At 21.8% G+C, this 16848-nt stretch carries 20 protein-coding genes and 2 pseudogenes; 7 read left to right on the forward strand and 15 right to left on the reverse strand.

Annotation, left to right across the window (positions count from 1 at the left end; all coding sequences use genetic code 4):
* Nucleotides 1-90 precede the first annotated feature (90 nt).
* The 10 genes and pseudogenes from AACL24_RS12735 to AACL24_RS12780 form a co-directional block, all read right to left on the reverse strand.
* Nucleotides 91-2601: an ankyrin repeat domain-containing protein gene (locus tag AACL24_RS12735; protein ID WP_339047146.1), complete on the reverse strand. Its 2511-nt coding sequence runs from the start codon at nucleotides 2599-2601 to the stop codon at nucleotides 91-93.
* Nucleotides 2508-3254 (reverse strand): hypothetical protein, encoded by a 747-nt coding sequence (locus AACL24_RS12740; RefSeq protein WP_339047148.1) that lies wholly within the window; start codon nucleotides 3252-3254, stop codon nucleotides 2508-2510. Before AACL24_RS12740 ends, AACL24_RS12735 begins: the two co-directional genes overlap by 94 nt.
* Before the next feature lie 438 nt (nucleotides 3255-3692).
* Nucleotides 3693-3962: a hypothetical protein gene (locus AACL24_RS12745; protein ID WP_339047150.1), complete on the reverse strand. Its 270-nt coding sequence runs from the start codon at nucleotides 3960-3962 to the stop codon at nucleotides 3693-3695.
* A gap of 20 nt (nucleotides 3963-3982) precedes the next feature.
* Nucleotides 3983-5935, reverse strand: a complete 1953-nt coding sequence (locus AACL24_RS12750) for a PTS transporter subunit EIIC (protein WP_339047152.1) — start codon at nucleotides 5933-5935, stop codon at nucleotides 3983-3985.
* A gap of 151 nt (nucleotides 5936-6086) precedes the next feature.
* Nucleotides 6087-6368, reverse strand: a complete 282-nt coding sequence (locus tag AACL24_RS12755; protein ID WP_339047154.1) for a hypothetical protein — start codon at nucleotides 6366-6368, stop codon at nucleotides 6087-6089.
* Between the two features lie 668 nt (nucleotides 6369-7036).
* On the reverse strand, nucleotides 7037-7318 hold the full coding sequence (locus tag AACL24_RS12760) for a hypothetical protein (RefSeq protein ID WP_339047156.1): 282 nt from the start codon (nucleotides 7316-7318) through the stop codon (nucleotides 7037-7039).
* A 484-nt stretch (nucleotides 7319-7802) separates the two neighbouring features.
* A pseudogene (locus tag AACL24_RS12765) lies at nucleotides 7803-8276 on the reverse strand (IS3 family transposase); the annotation flags it as partial.
* Between the two features lie 268 nt (nucleotides 8277-8544).
* Nucleotides 8545-8952, reverse strand: a complete 408-nt coding sequence (locus tag AACL24_RS12770; protein ID WP_339045908.1) for a transposase family protein — start codon at nucleotides 8950-8952, stop codon at nucleotides 8545-8547.
* Nucleotides 8953-8975: 23 nt separating this feature from the next.
* Nucleotides 8976-9236 carry a hypothetical protein gene (locus AACL24_RS12775; RefSeq protein ID WP_339047158.1) on the reverse strand — a complete coding sequence of 87 codons (261 nt, stop codon included), beginning with the start codon at nucleotides 9234-9236 and terminating at the stop codon, nucleotides 8976-8978.
* A 37-nt stretch (nucleotides 9237-9273) separates the two neighbouring features.
* Nucleotides 9274-9399: a hypothetical protein gene (locus AACL24_RS12780; protein ID WP_339047160.1), complete on the reverse strand. Its 126-nt coding sequence runs from the start codon at nucleotides 9397-9399 to the stop codon at nucleotides 9274-9276.
* 104 nt (nucleotides 9400-9503) lie between these two features.
* On the opposite strand from AACL24_RS12780, the pseudogene AACL24_RS12785 reads away from it, so the two are divergent.
* Nucleotides 9504-10551: pseudogene (locus AACL24_RS12785) on the forward strand (IS256 family transposase); the annotation flags it as partial.
* Here the strand turns inward: AACL24_RS12785 and AACL24_RS12790 are convergent.
* Nucleotides 10538-10723, reverse strand: a complete 186-nt coding sequence (locus tag AACL24_RS12790) for a hypothetical protein (RefSeq protein ID WP_339047162.1) — start codon at nucleotides 10721-10723, stop codon at nucleotides 10538-10540. The pseudogene AACL24_RS12785 and the gene AACL24_RS12790 sit on opposite strands and share 14 nt — an antisense overlap.
* Before the next feature lie 36 nt (nucleotides 10724-10759).
* On the opposite strand from AACL24_RS12790, the gene AACL24_RS12795 reads away from it, so the two are divergent.
* Entirely contained in the window at nucleotides 10760-11152 is a 393-nt protein-coding gene (locus AACL24_RS12795) for a transposase family protein (RefSeq protein WP_339049457.1), read from the forward strand.
* Nucleotides 11153-11386: 234 nt separating this feature from the next.
* Here AACL24_RS12795 and AACL24_RS12800 read toward each other — a convergent pair whose 3' ends face one another.
* On the reverse strand, nucleotides 11387-11569 hold the full coding sequence (locus AACL24_RS12800; RefSeq protein WP_339047164.1) for a hypothetical protein: 183 nt from the start codon (nucleotides 11567-11569) through the stop codon (nucleotides 11387-11389).
* Between the two features lie 192 nt (nucleotides 11570-11761).
* Here AACL24_RS12800 and AACL24_RS12805 point away from each other — a divergent pair.
* Both AACL24_RS12805 and AACL24_RS12810 read left to right on the forward strand, forming a co-directional pair.
* Nucleotides 11762-12591, forward strand: a protein-coding gene (locus AACL24_RS12805; protein ID WP_339047166.1) for an IS5 family transposase whose coding sequence is annotated in 2 segments (ribosomal slippage) — nucleotides 11762-12158 and nucleotides 12158-12591 — 831 coding nt in all. Because the reading frame shifts where the segments join, the coding sequence is not laid out codon by codon here.
* Between the two features lie 167 nt (nucleotides 12592-12758).
* Nucleotides 12759-12953, forward strand: coding sequence for an IS3 family transposase (locus AACL24_RS12810; protein ID WP_339047168.1), 195 nt, complete (start codon nucleotides 12759-12761; stop codon nucleotides 12951-12953).
* Nucleotides 12954-13196: 243 nt separating this feature from the next.
* On the opposite strand, the gene AACL24_RS12815 is transcribed toward AACL24_RS12810, so the two are convergent.
* The 3 genes from AACL24_RS12815 to AACL24_RS12825 are packed head-to-tail and all read right to left on the reverse strand — an operon-like array spanning nucleotide 13197 to nucleotide 14051.
* Nucleotides 13197-13604 (reverse strand): transposase family protein, encoded by a 408-nt coding sequence (locus AACL24_RS12815; protein WP_339045908.1) that lies wholly within the window; start codon nucleotides 13602-13604, stop codon nucleotides 13197-13199.
* Nucleotides 13605-13627: 23 nt separating this feature from the next.
* Nucleotides 13628-13843, reverse strand: a complete 216-nt coding sequence (locus tag AACL24_RS12820) for a hypothetical protein (RefSeq protein WP_339047170.1) — start codon at nucleotides 13841-13843, stop codon at nucleotides 13628-13630.
* The gene (locus AACL24_RS12825; protein WP_339046964.1) at nucleotides 13833-14051 is read right to left on the reverse strand and encodes a hypothetical protein; all 219 of its coding nucleotides are present in this window, start codon (nucleotides 14049-14051) and stop codon (nucleotides 13833-13835) included. The genes AACL24_RS12820 and AACL24_RS12825 overlap by 11 nt, the downstream gene beginning before the upstream one ends.
* Nucleotides 14052-14179: 128 nt before the next feature.
* On the opposite strand from AACL24_RS12825, the gene AACL24_RS12830 reads away from it, so the two are divergent.
* The 3 genes from AACL24_RS12830 to AACL24_RS12840 all read left to right on the forward strand — a co-directional run bounded on the left by AACL24_RS12830 (nucleotide 14180) and on the right by AACL24_RS12840 (nucleotide 16801).
* Complete coding sequence (locus tag AACL24_RS12830; protein WP_422398101.1) at nucleotides 14180-14701, forward strand: IS3 family transposase; 522 nt, start codon at nucleotides 14180-14182, stop codon at nucleotides 14699-14701.
* A 115-nt stretch (nucleotides 14702-14816) separates the two neighbouring features.
* On the forward strand, nucleotides 14817-15272 hold the full coding sequence (locus AACL24_RS12835; protein WP_339047172.1) for an IS3 family transposase: 456 nt from the start codon (nucleotides 14817-14819) through the stop codon (nucleotides 15270-15272).
* 617 nt (nucleotides 15273-15889) lie between these two features.
* Nucleotides 15890-16801: a hypothetical protein gene (locus AACL24_RS12840; protein WP_339047174.1), complete on the forward strand. Its 912-nt coding sequence runs from the start codon at nucleotides 15890-15892 to the stop codon at nucleotides 16799-16801.
* Nucleotides 16802-16848: the final 47 nt, after the last annotated feature.

Consider the following 16848-nt stretch of genomic DNA (forward strand, 5'->3'; position numbering starts at 1 on the left):
TTTAATCCTGTTGTTGAATTTGAATTAATAACATTTTTTTATTATTTTTTATTGGTAATTTCATTTCATTATCATTGAAATCTTGTTTTGTTATTTTTTTTCAAAAAAATTTAATAATTCTAAGTAAGAAGTTTGTTCTCTAAAATAATTTTCAAAAGTTTCAAAATTTATTTTGTTTGTTTCATTATCTTTAAATAATTCAATAGCATAATCTAATGGAGTATAACCTAAATTATTATTTTCATTAATTTCAGCACCATTTTTAATCAATAATTTAGCTATTTCTCAATTTTTATTTTTTAATGCCGTGTGTAAAGGAGTTTCACCAAATTTATTTTTAACTTCAATTTCAGCACCATTATCAAGTAATAATTCTACTATTTCTAAATTTTCACCTTGTGTTGCTCAATGTAAAGAAGTATAATTAGTGTAACTTCCTTCATTAATAAAGTTTTTAATTTTATCAATATCATTGTCATATTTTTCTTTTGCTTTATCAATTAATAATTTAACAATTTTTGTATTATTCTGTTCTGCTGCAAAATGTAAAGGAGTTTCACCAAATTTATTTTTAACTTCAATTTCAGCACCATTATCAAGTAATAATTCTACTATTTCTAAATTTTCACCTTGTGTTGCTCAATGTAAAGAAGTATTGTCTTCTTTATCTGGAATATTAATTTCAGCACCATTTTTAATCAATAATTCAGCTATTTCTCGATTTCCACCTTGTGTTGCTCAATGTAAAGGACTTTCACCAATTTTATTTTTTTCATTAATAAAGTTTTTAATTTTATCAATATCATTGTCATATTTTTCTTTTGCTTTATCAATTAATAATTTAACAATTTTTGTATTATTCTGTTCTGCTGCAAAATGTAAAGGAGTTTCACCAAATTTATTTTTAACTTCAATTTCAGCACCATTATCAAGTAATAATTCTACTATTTCTAAATTTTCACCTTGTGTTGCTCAATGTAAAGAAGTATTGTCTTCTTTATCTGGAATATTAATTTCAGCACCTTTATCAAGTAATAATTCTACTACTTTTGAATTATTATTTAGTGTTGCTAAATGTAAAAGTGCACATCCATTTGTATCTTGTGCATTAATATCAGCATCATTTTCAAGTAATAATTCTACTAATTTAATACTATTTTCTTCATTAATCAAAATTGATAAATTTAAATAATTTGTTATTTTATCTTTGTTTTTATTAAAAATTGTTTCTTTATTTATTTTTACTAAAATTTTAACTAAATCAAAATTGTTAAAAACAATTGCTGAATAAAAACATGAATTATTTTCTTCAAATAAATTTGTTCAAAACATTTCTTCTGCTAAGAAAATATTTGAAATTTGCTTATCCAATTGATTTAATTCATATGATTTATTTTTCTTAGAAAGAGGAAAATCACCAATAAATTTTTTTTGATATTCATCTCTAATGTTTTTAAAAAATTCATTATAAAAAATTAAATTATAGTTAAATAAATATAAAATCTTATCTTCTAAACTTTTATATTTATTTTCACCCTTGTTAATAATATTCAAAATTTTTGGTTTTAATTCATTAATTAGAACATCATTATCATAAAGTCCCATTCTGCTTATATGATCACTCATAATTTTTTTAAATTCTCCTTTTGAATTAGAAAAAAAGTCGTTAATATTTTTTAAATTTATTAATTGTTCTAGAATTTCTATTCTAAACTTATTAATTTTTTCTGAATAGTGTTTTCAACAACCTATTATTTGTTTTTCATAATCATTTCAGTTTAATTCATTTTTTTCATTAATTAAAACATTTTGAACATCTTCTAAAATATTTTTACTTTCATTGATAATTTTTTCTAACTCTTCTTTATTTTTAATTGTTGCAAATAGCTTTAAAGTTTTTTCATCACATTGAAATCTCATTGATTCACTTGTTATAAAAATTAATCTAGTTAAGTCATGTTTAATGTCTTCTTTATTATTTTCATTATAATTTGCTAAATTTTTAATTGATTCTTCTAAAGTTTTTTTTGAAATTTTAATAAATTTATTTTTTTCTTTATCTAAATTATCATTTTTTGAAACATTTAATCCACTTTCAGAATATGCTCCTGTATAACCTAAATTATATTTTTGACAACCATATTCTTCTACTATTTTATTATTCAACGTTTTTAGTACTTTTTCTTCTTCTTTTAAACTTTTGCCTTCTAAATTTTTAATTTTATTAATTAAATATTTTTTGTCATTATCATGATTTAATTTATTAATAGAAACTAATTTCACTGATTTTGATTTTAGTTTTAATATTTCTGTTTTTAGTTTGTCAATTTCTTTTTTATTATTACTTTTTCCTGCTATTTTTAAATCTTCTTTAAGATTATCTATTTTTTTTTGATTTCCAATTTCATCTGTAACTAATTGTTCAATATTTCTTATATTCTCTTCAATTTTTAATGAACTTAATTTTTTTTCTAATTCTTCGCTTTCATTTGTACTTTGACTTGAAACTATTTTACTTCCCTTGGGAATTGCTCCCATTTTTTTAGCTTGTTCTTCAATTTTTTTTCATCTTTTTTTGCTATTTTTAAATCTTCTTGTCATTTTTCTAATGTTTTTAACTTTGTAAGATCCTTTTTAATATTTCATTCTAAATTTTTGAATTGTTCTTTAGTAAATGATTCGATTTCTTTTTTAATTAAACTCTCATGAGAGTTTAAATTTTTTATTAAACTTTTTAGTTTGTCAATTTCTTTTTTATTTTTTTCTTTAACTTTTTCTATAAGTTCATCGTCAAAATGAAAATACTTATTTTCATTTATAAAACCTTGAACATAAAAATTTTCTAAATTAATTAATAATTTTATCTTTTCGTTTTGATTATTATTTAAACTTAAACTTAGAATTGATAGTTGAGTTTTTGCTTTTTCTTTAATTCAATCAGCTATTTTTTTGTCTAATTCATCTAATTTATCAAAAACAGTTTCACTTTTGTAACCTTTTTTCTCATTAAATGGTTTAGCAATAAGGCCACCAAAATCAAAAGTTCTTGCTGGATGAATATACTTTTCTTCTTTTAACTGTTCTAACATTTTTTTTATATTTTTAGAATAATTTTCATCTAATGTAATTTCTTTTTCAATAAATTCAATTGTTGATGCTTTTTCTGTAGATGTTTGTGCTTCTACCTTTGAAGTTGAAGCTTGTTCAGAAAGATTTGATTGAGATTGTTTTGATTTTTTATTTTTTCGTGGCATTTTTTCACTTTTCCTATCTTAAAATTTTACTTTTAAAAGTAAAATATATAGTTTGTGCTTATTTTTTAACAAATTTTATAAATTAAACAATCTTTTTTTAAAAAATAAAAAAAGTTCGCAAATAAAAATTTGGAACTAAAGTTTTATGGGTTATTTGGAATTTTTGCATTTATTTTTTTTAAAATTATTAGATTATTCTTTTAATTTAAAAAGTTTTTAATTGATAAAGGTTCAATTTTAATATTTTTATCATTTTGATTTTTGATACTAATGTCTTTATTTAATTTATTTGATTTAAGACCATGATTTACAACATTATTTGTAAATACTGGTTTTAAATTACTTGCACTTATACCTACTAATGCACTAAGAGTGATTGTAGTTAGTAATTTTTTTCATTTTATTGGTTCTCCTTTAATTTATAATTATTTAACATAATTAATTATCTCAAACAATAACTTCTTCATTAAAATCCAAATCGTTATTTTCATATAAATTTTCAATTCCTGAATTATTTAAAGTGTAATTAACATTTTTAAAAGCACTATCTAAATCAATTTTCTTATCAGTTGTTAATGCTGAATTTTCAATATTAGCATTATTTAATTTATTTTCTTGTTTGCGATAATCTAAAAAGGTAACATTTTCAGCAACTACTTCAGTAATATATTGGGTGGTTGGTGGCAAGTGGCATGTTCAGTTGCTCATTTTTATATTTTAGTAATAGTTTATTTTGGAGTTCAAGTTTTTAATAAATCATTTTTAATATTACCTACTTGTGGGCCATAAATTACCTGAATTGCTGTACCTCTTTTAAAGATACCAACTGCACCAGTTGATTTTAAAATATTATCATCAACTTTAGTTTCATCAAAAACTGTAACACGCAATCTTGTAGCACAATTGTCTAATAATTTAACATTACTTCGTCCACCAAGACCTTTAAAGATATTTTCTAACATATCATTATTTTTATCTTTATTAGTATCAGGTGTTAATGTTTGCTTCTTTGTCATTTCTGCTTGTAAAGTTTTATGAATAGACTCTGCACCATCAAGATAAGTAATTTCAACTTTATTGGCAATTACTTTAATATTTTTAGTTCCACTTAATCTTAATAAAGCTTTTGAATAAATATTTGCATCTTTTAAAGTTGCAACTAATACTTTATCTTTAGCCTTAACATCAATGATATTTAATGGTCCACCAAGTCCAAGTAATAAATTTTCTACTTTTGTTCTACCTTTTTTTGAAGACTTATCTAAAGAACTTTCAACACTTTGTAAAGCTAAGTTGGTTGCTAATTCTCCTTCTTCACGACCTAAAGTTTTGTAATTTCTTCACTTAATAATGTAATAGAACCCAAAGAAATAAGCAGGTGCCATAATTAATCCAGTAACAAATACTCAATAGAATCCTGTTTCTTTACCAAGAATACTTGGTAATATTCCAAAGAAAGAAAAGTCAATAAATCCAGCAGCAAAACCTTGACCAACAACTATATTTAATAAATACGCCATCATAAAACTAATTCCCGCCATAAATGCATGGAAAACAAAACATAATGGTGCTACAAATAAGAATGAAAACAACAATGGTTCTGTAACCCCTGTTAAGAAAGAAGTTAGAGCAGCAGATCCTAAAATACCACCAACCATTTTTTTATTTTCTGATCGTGCTAACATTCACATAGCAAGCGCTGCAAATGGATAGCCATATTGCATATATGCAAATCGCCCACTCATAAACATTGTTCCTGGTGTTTGATTCATGTGTCCTATTGCATTAGAAGCAAATTGTCCAAAGAAAATATTGTACGCTCCAACAAAATGATCACCAGATTCATTAATTCAATTTCCACCAATTCCAGTATATCAAAAAGGTGCATATTGAACGTGATGCAATCCTGTTGGTATTAATAAACGTTCAGTAATTCCAAAAAACATTGCAATAAATGCTCCACCAACTGTCGGATGAAAATTATCACCAGTTAACTGTCCATCAGTAAGTTGACCTGTATTCATACCAGCTGCTAAGCCATTACCAATTTCTCTAAAAGCAATTAATAACATTGGTCAAATAAAGAAAAAAGCTAATCCCATTGCTATTCCAACAAAAACAGCTAAAATTGGCACAAAACGTTCACCACCAAAAAAAGCTAATACTCTTGGCATACGAATATTGTATGAATGATTATGAACAATTGATACTAATCAACCAACAAGAATGCCACCTAAAACTGAAGTATCAAACGTAGGAAATAATCCTAAGACAGAAGAAAATAAACCGGAAGATTTACCACTTTCTGGAGTAATCTTTGCACCTTCACCTAAACCTCATGGATCAAACCCTAACATTCCTGTTTTAGAATTTCAAAAAAACATGCCACTAATAACTGAAGTCATAACAATAAAAGTAATAAATCCAGAAAGAGCAGCTACACCTTTACTATCTTTTGCAAAACCAAAAGCAATAGAAATAGCAAAAATCAATCCTAAATTAGCAAAAACAACGTTTCCGGCTGATTGCATAATTGAAAAAATATTAATAATTGCAACAAGACTATCATGATTAGGTAATTGCTTTAAAGCACTAGCAACTCCACCACCAATTCCTAACAATAAGCCAGCTATTGGTAATGTAGCTATTGGTAAAACAATGGCTCTTGATAAGTTTTGCATTTTTCCAAACATTTTGCCACCTAATTTATTGAAAGTTCCTTTAAAAGTAAAACTAGGATTTTTCTTATCCTCAGGAGATGTTTGTTTACTATGAAAAAATTTACTCATTTTCTCAGCTCCATTCTATATTGGACATATTCCATAATTAAATTTAATTATGGAATATGTCCAAAATCTCATTATTTCAAAAAATATTACTTATTAAATTAGTTGTTTCATCATTTGATTTTTTAGTTTTTCCTTTTATTGCATTTCTTATTTTTGAAATTAAACTAAATATGTTGTTGAATTCTTTTGTCGTTTTCATTTGTTCTAATATATTATTTTTAGTTCATAGTATCTTAATAATTCCTTTTTTATCAATTTTTTCTTTTTCTATAAGTTGTGCTATTATTTCAAAAAATATTTTTAAATCATCAATATTATTAACCATTTTAGTAGTTAACCTTTTAAAGGTTATATGTCCATCAATACCGCTTTGCTCAAAAAAACTTGTAAATATATTATATGATTTTCAAATTATATCTTTTTCTATGATTATTTTATTATCTTTTCTTGACAAATTTATTCACAACATAGGTTACAACTCGTTTATTTTCAAACTTCTTTACGTAAAAGAAAGACAAAAATATATCTTTATAGATAGGTCTAAATTTTCAAGGGTCGTACCTACTTAGTTATTCAATTTTTATAATTTAACTTTATCATAATTATGATAAATATCAAGTAAAAATAAAAAAATGTGTCATTATTTAGTAAAAATTTCCTATTAGTTATCGAGTAATAATTTCCCAAAACTGAAGTTATTTATATAACTTATAATTAATAATAATTCAATTTAAAACAGCCGTAAAAAGGGCTGTTTATTTTTTGAATACTATAAAACCATATAAATTTTTAAATCGTTTGAATATGAGCAAATTTGGTGCCTTAAAATTCATTTTAAATATATAAAGATATTGCAATTGCAATATCTTTTTTATAATTTTAGTGAGTTTATTTTAAAACCCTTATAATTTTTATTTTCAAAGCTATTAATTTCAACTTCATCAAACTTTTTTATTTTTAACTTTTCTAAATTTTTGTTATAAATTTCCATTTTTAAATTTGATTTTTTTTTAATTCTTCTTTTATTGAATTAAATTTAATTTCAAAATAATTTACTTTTTGAGAAATAATTCTATGTTCATTTTCATATTTTCTTATTTCATTTCTTATTTTTAATTCATTTTTATTGTTAATATCTTGATTTGTTAAACAAGATATTTTTTTATTTATTTCTTTTTCTTTTCTTTTTTCATTATCTAGCTTTTTCTCCAAACTTCTAAATTCATTACTTAACTTAGAAATTTGATTTTGAATTTCTTGTAATTGTTTATCCATATATTAAAAATCCTTTCAAAATTAGAAACCTAATTGTTTAAAAATAAAACAATTAGGTTTCTAAAACTATTTTTAATTCATATTTATTATATTCATTAAAAATTGGTTTGTAAATAAAAAAGTTCCTATATGAAAACAAGGAACTAAAGTTTTAGAGGTTATTTGGAATTTTTGAATTTATGTTTATTTAACAGTTTAACTTTCGAAAATTTTTTACTTTTTTTGAGAAATTATTTTGGGAAATTTTCATTTGATATTGACAGTAAAAATAAAAAAATTGTTACTGATGCCGACCCTTAAAAGACCACACCAGTAACTTTATTATTGTATCGTAAATAAATGATAAATTAAAATAAAACATTAGAAAATTTTAAAATTTTCTAATGTTTGTTACTGCATGTACAACAACGACTACGACAACACTTACATATAGAGCAAATCCACATATGTGGAATGGCAACTGGAATGGCAACACTTTTTAGGACTATTTTTTGGTAAACATTTGTTGTTGATATTTAACTGGAGTTAAGTAGTTTAAAGTGCTGTGAATTCTTATATTGTTATATCAATTGATGTAATCAAATAATTCTAATTTTAATTGGATTAATGATGTAAAATTTTTATCATTAATAAATTCGGTTTTAAAAGTTTTAAAAGTTGCTTCAGCAACAGCATTATCATAAGGACAACCTTTTTTACTTAAAGAACGGTTAATGTTGAATGCTAGTAAAAGTTTAGCAATAATTTTATTGTTAAATTCATTACCGCGATCACTATGAAATATTTGAATATCTTTTAAACAGCGATTTGATTGCATAAATGCTTGATGTACTAATGATGCATCTTTTTTAACTCCAACACTATGTCCGATAATTTCGCGGTTAAATAAGTCTATTAATAAGCAAATATAGTTTCACCTACCATTAACTTGTACATAAGTTAAATCACTAACAATAACTTCATTTTTAATCCTATTCTTAAATTTTCTATTAACAAGATTAGTTATTTGACTATCGTTAACTTTGGACATATTCCGTAATTAAATTTAATTAATTGTCAATAAAATTGTTTTAAAACTATTTAGTGTTATTGAATATAGAAATAAATATTTTTTGAAAAAATAGTTTAAAAAATGAGTTTACATTTTAAACAAAAAATTGTTAATAATATTTTTATATTAACTCGATAAAAATTTAAATTTTAAAAAAATATTTTTAATATTTTTTTTATTTTAATGGTTTTATTTTATTAAAAATTTCACAAAGTAAGTTAAATCTTAAGTACATAAGTCTAAATTTAGATTTTCTACATTTATTTACTAAAATTTTGAATCTTTTCAATCAAGCAAAGACATGTTCAACTTTAATTCTAATTTTAGATACAATCTTATTGTATTTTCTTTCTTGTTTAGTTAATTTTTTATTTTTAGTTCTTTTAATTGGTATTATTGTATTTTTATAAATATTTTGTATACCTTGATATCCTAAATCACCAATAATTATTGTTTTTTCTGAAAATTCAAGATTTGAATTTTTTAATATTTGAAAATCATGCACTTTACCATTATCAGCAAAAATATCAACAATTTTTTTATTAAAAAAATCATATACAATTTGAAATTTTATAGAATACATTCAACTTTTACCAGAAAAATATTCTAACTGTAGTTTTTTTTAGTTGGTCTTTCAATTTCAATCTCAGTTGAATCAATTAAATAAAATTGAAATTCATTTGAATTTTCTTGTTTTTTATCAATTTTTAATTTATATCTTTCTTTTAAAAATTGGTAATCTTTGTGGTTACTAAGTTTATTTTCTACTCAAGTAATATTTCGAAAACAACTTGATGGGCTCATTTTAGATTTAATACTCATTTGAAAAAAAGTATAATATTCTTTTCAGTATAATAAAGTCATCATTAATCTTTCTTCTACTGAAAGTTTATTTTTTCGACCTTTATTTTTTTTCTAATTTTTCTATTTCAATTAATTTTTCTAACATTTCATTAAAATGAAAACGTTTTATACCAAAATATCTATAAAATTCTTCATTTTTTAATTTTTTTAAATTTTCAAAAATCATTTTTATCAACACTTTTCTAAATTTATTGTTAATAACAAAATTATAAAATAAATTTTAAAATTATTAATTGACTTTTAAAAAATTTAATTACGGAATATGTCTATAGTAATAGTGACAATGCTCGTAATGGTATAAGTTCAAAAAAATTAATAACCCAACAAGGTAAAATTGAGATTGATGTAGCACGAGATCGCAATAGTAATTTTAATCCTATAATAGTTGCAAAAAGACAAAGAAGATTTGATGGTTTTGATCAACAAGTTCTTTCTTTATATGCAAAAGGTATGACATTATCAGATATTAGAATGCAATTACAAGAGTTATATCATGGTGCTGATATTAGTGAAAGTGTTATTAGTCAAATTACTGATGATGTTATTGATGATGTAAAAGCATGGCAAAATCGACCATTAGAAAGTGTCTATCCGATTGTTTATTTTGATTGCATAGTAGTGAAAGTACGACAAGATAAAAGGATTATTAATAAATCAGTTTATATAGCTTTAGGAGTTGATTTAGAAGGTAAAAAAGATGTTTTAGGTTTATGAATTAGTGAAAATGAAGGTGCTAAATTTTGATTAGCAAATTTAACAGAAATGAAAAATCGTGGCTTAAATGATATTCTTATTGCCTGCAGTGATAATTTAACAGGCATGTCAGAAGCAATACAATCAGTTTATCTTAAAACAGAACATCAATTATGCATAGTTCATCAAATTAGAAATAGTTTGAAATATGTCTCATATAAGCATAGAAAATCTCTAGTTGCAGATTTAAAACCAATTTATACTGCATGTAGTGAAGAACAAGCAATGCAGGCTTTAGAATCCTTTGAAAATAAGTGAAATAAACAATATCCTCAAATTGCTAAATCTTGATATAAAAATTGAGATAATTTAATGGTTTTTATTAGTTATCCTACAGAAATCAAAAGAGTTATTTATACAACAAATGCTATTGAATCTGTAAATAGTCAATTACGAAAAGTTATCAGAAATAAAAAAGTTTTTCCTAATGATATGGCAGTTTTTAAAATATTTTATTTAGCAATTGAAAATATAACAAAAAAAATGAACAATGCCCATTCAAAATTGAAATACAGCAATTGCTCATTTTATGATAAAATTTGAAGATAGAATTAATCTAAACTAGTACTTTGTAAAACAAAGATACACAGATTACATAAAAGCCTCAATACTTTAATAAAACATCCTGATTTTCAACAACTTGATGGGCAAAAATCACTGTTAAATAATAATTTTAAAGATAAAACAGTTATCATTGATGTGACTGAAAGTACTATTCAACGCCCAAAAAAAGTCAAAAACAATATTATTCAGGAAAAAAGAAAAAACATACAATAAAAACTCAAGTCATAATTGAAAAAGATAGTAAAAAAATTATAAGTTCTTATTTTTTTTATGGTAAAAATCATGATTTTAAAATTTTAAAAAATTCAAAAACGAAATTTTTATCAGAAACAACTATTTTAGTAGATTTAGGATATCAAGGTATACAAAACATACATAAAAATGTCTTATTACCTAAACGAAAATCAAAGAAAAACCCTTTAACTAAAGAAGAAAAGAAAAATAATAAGGCTATTTCAAAAATGAGAGTTGTTATTGAACATGTTTTTGCGATTCTTAAAAAATTTAAAATTATTAGTGAAAAATATCGAAATAGAAGAAAAAAATTTGCATTAAGATTTAATTTAATAGCTTCAATTTATAATTTACAATTATTAATTTAAATATATTTGATAATTTAATATTTTATTTTTTTATTTGAAATAATAATTTTTGTTGTATTTTAATGACAAAAAATAAAACATATTTTGAACAATAATTTTTAAAAAATATTAAAAGTGTTATTAAAATAAATTTTTAAACTTAAAAAATGTGATTAATATCATAGTTTTGCAAGAAGTCTATTTTAAAAACATTATATTTATCACTATATTTTAAAAAGTCTCATAAATTCATAATTACTCCTTATTTTTTATTTCTTTTATTTTATTTTTAAATTGTTTTTTATGAAAATAACACATATTAAAAAATTGAACAGCACTATCTTCAATATTTCCAATTTTTAAAGTAACTAATACTTTACTATTACAATCTTTAACAATACATTTAAGTAATACTTTTTCTTGTTTTTGTTTTTGCATTATTTTACTTCCTTATTTGTTTTTATCAGTTCTCTTATAACATCTAATAAGGAATCTACTACATAAGAATTTAATTCAAATTCATAATTTCTAATTTTAATTTTTTCCTTTTTCATTAGACTTCTTGCAAAACCTATCTATTAAAAATTTAATTTTTAAAATAAAATTAAAAATAAAAAAGATAGGTAATCTATGATTTTTGATAAATTAAAAACTATTAACAATCGAGAATTATTAAGATTAACTGGTATAAATGATATTATTTTTAATAAAATTCTAGAAATTTTAAAGACAGAAGAAGTAAAAAAGTTTAAAAATGGTGGTACACCTAATAAATTATCATTAGAAAATCGTTTATTAATGACTTTAGAATATTGAAGAGAGTATCGAACTTATTTTCATATTGCTAAAAGTTATGGAATTAGTGAAAGTAGTTGCTATAGGAATATCAAGTGAATAGAAAATACTTTAATAAAACATCCTGATTTTCAACAACTTGATGGGCAAAAATCACTGTTAAATAATAATTTTAAAGATAAAACAGTTATCATTTATGTGACTGAAAGTACTATTCAACGCCCAAAAAAAGTCAAAAACAATATTATTCAGGAAAAAAGAAAAAACATACAATAAAAACTCAAGTCATAATTGAAAAAGATAGTAAAAAAATTATAAGTTCTTATTTTTCTTATGGTAAAAATCATGATTTTAAAATTTTAAAAAATTCAAAAACGAAATTTTTATCAGAAACAACTATTTTAGTAGATTTAGGATATCAAGGTATACAAAACATACATAAAAATGTCTTATTACCTAAACGAAAATCAAAGAAAAACCCTTTAACTAAAGAAGAAAAGAAAAATAATAAGGCTATTTCAAAAATGAGAGTTGTTATTGAACATGTTTTTGCGATTCTTAAAAAATTTAAAATTATTAGTGAAAAATATCGAAATAGAAGAAAAAAATTTGCATTAAGATTTAATTTAATAGCTTCAATTTATAATTTACAATTATTAATTTAAATATATTTGATAATTTAATATTTTATTTTTTTTATTTGAAATAATAATTTTTGTTGTATTTTAATGACAAAAAATAAAACATATTTTGAACAATAATTTTTAAAAAATATTAAAAGTGTTATTAAAATAAATTTTTAAACTTAAAAAATGTGATTAATATCATAGTTTTGCAAGAAGTCTATTATTTTAATTTAAAGAAAAAAGAAAATAAAATCAAAAATAATATTTATGATGAAGCTGTTATTAGTGCTTTTAAAGAAAATAAAGAAGTTTATGGTACTAGAAGATTAAAAAAAATTCTAGAAAACCAAGAAATTTATTTATCGCGCAGAAAAATTAAAAAAATTATGAATGAATGATAATTTAATATCAAAATATACTAAATTATCATTCAAAAATCATAGGACATATTCCGTAATTAAATTTAATTAATTGTCAATAAAATTGTTTTAAAACTATTTAGTGTTATTGAATATAGAAATAAATATTTTTTGAAAAAATAGTTTAAAAAATGAGTTTACATTTTAAACAAAAAATTGTTAATAATATTTTTATATTAACTCGATAAAAATTTAAATTTTAAAAAAATATTTTTAATATTTTTTTTATTTTAATGGTTTTATTTTATTAAAAATTTCACAAAGTAAGTTAAATCTTAAGTACATAAGTCTAAATTTAGATTTTCTACATTTATTTACTAAAATTTTGAATCTTTTCAATCAAGCAAAGACATGTTCAACTTTAATTCTAATTTTAGATACAATCTTATTGTATTTTCTTTCTTGTTTAGTTAATTTTTTATTTTTAGTTCTTTTAATTGGTATTATTGTATTTTTATAAATATTTTGTATACCTTGATATCCTAAATCACCAATAATTATTGTTTTTTCTGAAAATTCAAGATTTGAATTTTTTAATATTTGAAAATCATGCACTTTACCATTATCAGCAAAAATATCAACAATTTTTTTATTAAAAAAATCATATACAATTTGAAATTTTATAGAATACATTCAACTTTTACCAGAAAAATATTCTAACTGTAGTTTTTTTTAGTTGGTCTTTCAATTTCAATCTCAGTTGAATCAATTAAATAAAATTGAAATTCATTTGAATTTTCTTGTTTTTTATCAATTTTTAATTTATATCTTTCTTTTAAAAATTGGTAATCTTTGTGGTTACTAAGTTTATTTTCTACTCAAGTAATATTTCGAAAACAACTTGATGGGCTCATTTTAGATTTAATACTCATTTGAAAAAAAAGTATAATATTCTTTTCAGTATAATAAAGTCATCATTAATCTTTCTTCTACTGAAAGTTTATTTTTTCGACCTTTATTTTTTTCTAATTTTTCTATTTCAATTAATTTTTCTAACATTTCATTAAAATGAAAACGTTTTATACCAAAATATCTATAAAATTCTTCATTTTTTAATTTTTTTAAATTTTCAAAAATCATTTTTATCAACACTTTTCTAAATTTATTGTTAATAACAAAATTATAAAATAAATTTTAAAATTATTAATTGACTTTTAAAAAATTTAATTACGGAATATGTCTATAATAACAAAGTTAACGATAGTCAAATAACTAATCTTGTTAATAGAAAATTTAAGAATAGGATTAAAAATGAAGTTATTGTTAGTGATTTAACTTATGTACAAGTTAATGGTAGGTGAAACTATATTTGCCTATTAATAGACCTATTTAACCGCGAAATTATCGGACATAGTGTTGGAGTTAAAAAAGATGCATCATTAGTACATCAAGCATTTATGCAATCAAATCGCTGTTTAAAAGATATTCAAATATTTCATAGTGATCGCGGTAATGAATTTAACAATAAAATTATTGATAAACTTTTACTAGCATTCAACATTAACCGTTCTTTAAGTAAAAAAGGTTGTCCTTATGATAATGCTGTTGCTGAAGCAACTTTTAAAACTTTTAAAACCGAATTTATTAATGATAAAAATTTTACATCATTAATCCAATTAAAATTAGAATTATTTGATTACATCAATTGATATAACAATATAAGAATTCACAGCACTTTAAACTACTTAACTCCAGTTAAATATCAACAACAAATGTTTACCAAAAAATAGTCCTAAAAAGTGTTGCCATTCCACCATCCAGTTTTTAATTTATCAAACATCATAGATTACCTATCTTTTTTATTTTTAATTTTATTTTAAAAATTAAATTTTTAATAGATAGGTTTTGCAAGAAGTCTATTATAAAATAAGCGCAAGTTTAGATATGACATTTGTTGTCCAAAACATTATTCAAGCTTGAGTTAATGCTCAAAAACCTACTTCATGAATTTTACAATCAGACCAAGGATTTCATTATACCAATCCTTCTTATAAAACCTTATGTGACGAATTAAAAATAAAAATTTCGATGTCTAGAAGAGGTAATTCTTGTGATAATGGTGCTACTGAATCTTGATTTGGAACAATGAAAACAGAATTTCTATATCAAATTCTAAGAAAAAACAGAACTATTGAATGAATAAAAGAAAATTTACCCAAATATATTTACTTTTATAATAACGATAGACCTCAAACAAAATTAAAAGAAATGAGTCCAATCGAATATCGATTAGCTCATTCCAAATCAACAAATAATTACTTCATATCTACAAATTTAACACTTACAAACACTATTTTATAAAATTTAATAAAAGGTTACTTTAATTGTCCACTTTTCTTGACAAATTCACATAGCAGCAGATGTACCTGCACTAGCTGCTATTCCTAAATCAGAACATTGAAAGCCATCAATTCCACCAACCGCTAATGTTACTACTGTAGCAGTACCGGCAGTTATTATAGGTAAATTTTTTACAAAATTTTTTTTAAATTTCTTTCGAAAACTTTTTTTCTTGATAGTGAAGGTTTAACAACTTCCACTACATAATTATTTTCATCTTACATTGAAGAAGCAAATGAAGATTTACTAATATCCATTTTTATTTCTCTCTTTCTAATCTATGAAAAATATCCTTCTGATTAATATAATTTAATAAAAAACTAATATAAATAAAAAATACTTATATTAGTAATGAACATATATTAAATTATTAATAATACTATCACAAATATTGATTTTAATAAAATTTAATATTTCATTTTATTACTAAAATAATTTCTTATAATAAATATTACAAATAAAGTAATTTCTCGTTTACAAAAAAATATTAGATATAATACTTGTAAACTAAAGATATAGTTTTTGACCTATTGTTTTATTTTTTAACAAATAGGTTTTTATTTTAAAAGGGGGACAAAATGAAAACAATTAAAAAAGAACAAATATTTACTAACAAAGCATATTTAATAAATTATGAAACTGTAGAAAAAATTAAAAAACAATTACTAAATTTAAAAGGAGAAAAAATAAAACTTATTGAAAAAAGTGAGAAAATTGAAAAAGAAATTAATAATTATCAAAAAACTATTCAATTTTGAATTAAACAAAATAAAGAAATAGAAGATAAAGTATTTGAATTTAATATTCAAATCTATAAATTAAAGGAACAAAAAATTAACAAAATTAAAAATTTTTTTATTAATCTTTTTTCATTTGGAAAAATAAATAAAAATAAAAGTATTAATAATTTAATTGAAACAGAAGAAATAAATTGTGAATTATTTAAAAAAACAAAATTAAATAATCAACAAAAAATTAATATTTTAAATTCAAATTATATTGAAAAACAAACAAAATACGCAAATTTAATAACTAATATTAATCAAATAACTAAATATGAAAACAAATTATTAGAAGATAAAAATAATTTGTTAAATAATAATAATAATAATTTATTAATTGATTTAATAAATCAAAAAGAACAGCAAGAAAAAGAAACAATTGTCGAAGTCAATGAGCAAATAGTTGAACAATTTGAATCAGAAATATTTCAACTTACTGAAAAAATTTGTGATTTGGAAAAACAATTATTATCTAACAGTAGTGATGAAGGCTTTAATTCAAAATCTACATCAACAGATTCTTTAAATTCAGATATTTCAGTACCTCTAAAAATACAACCAAAACCACAAATATCTAACCCTATTAATAAACAAAAAGAAAAAGACATCCCTTGAGAACAAACACTACGTAAATATGAAAATGATATTCCAACAAAAAATTATAAGCAAAGAATAAAGCCAACTAATTCAAGAATAATAAAATTTTAAAAATTAAACATATTTAAATAAACGCCTTTTATGGCGTTTATTTAAAT

The sequence above is a fragment of the Spiroplasma endosymbiont of Colias croceus genome, assembly GCF_964020095.1.
Classification (GTDB): domain Bacteria; phylum Bacillota_I; class Bacilli_A; order Mycoplasmatales; family VBWQ01; genus Spiroplasma_E.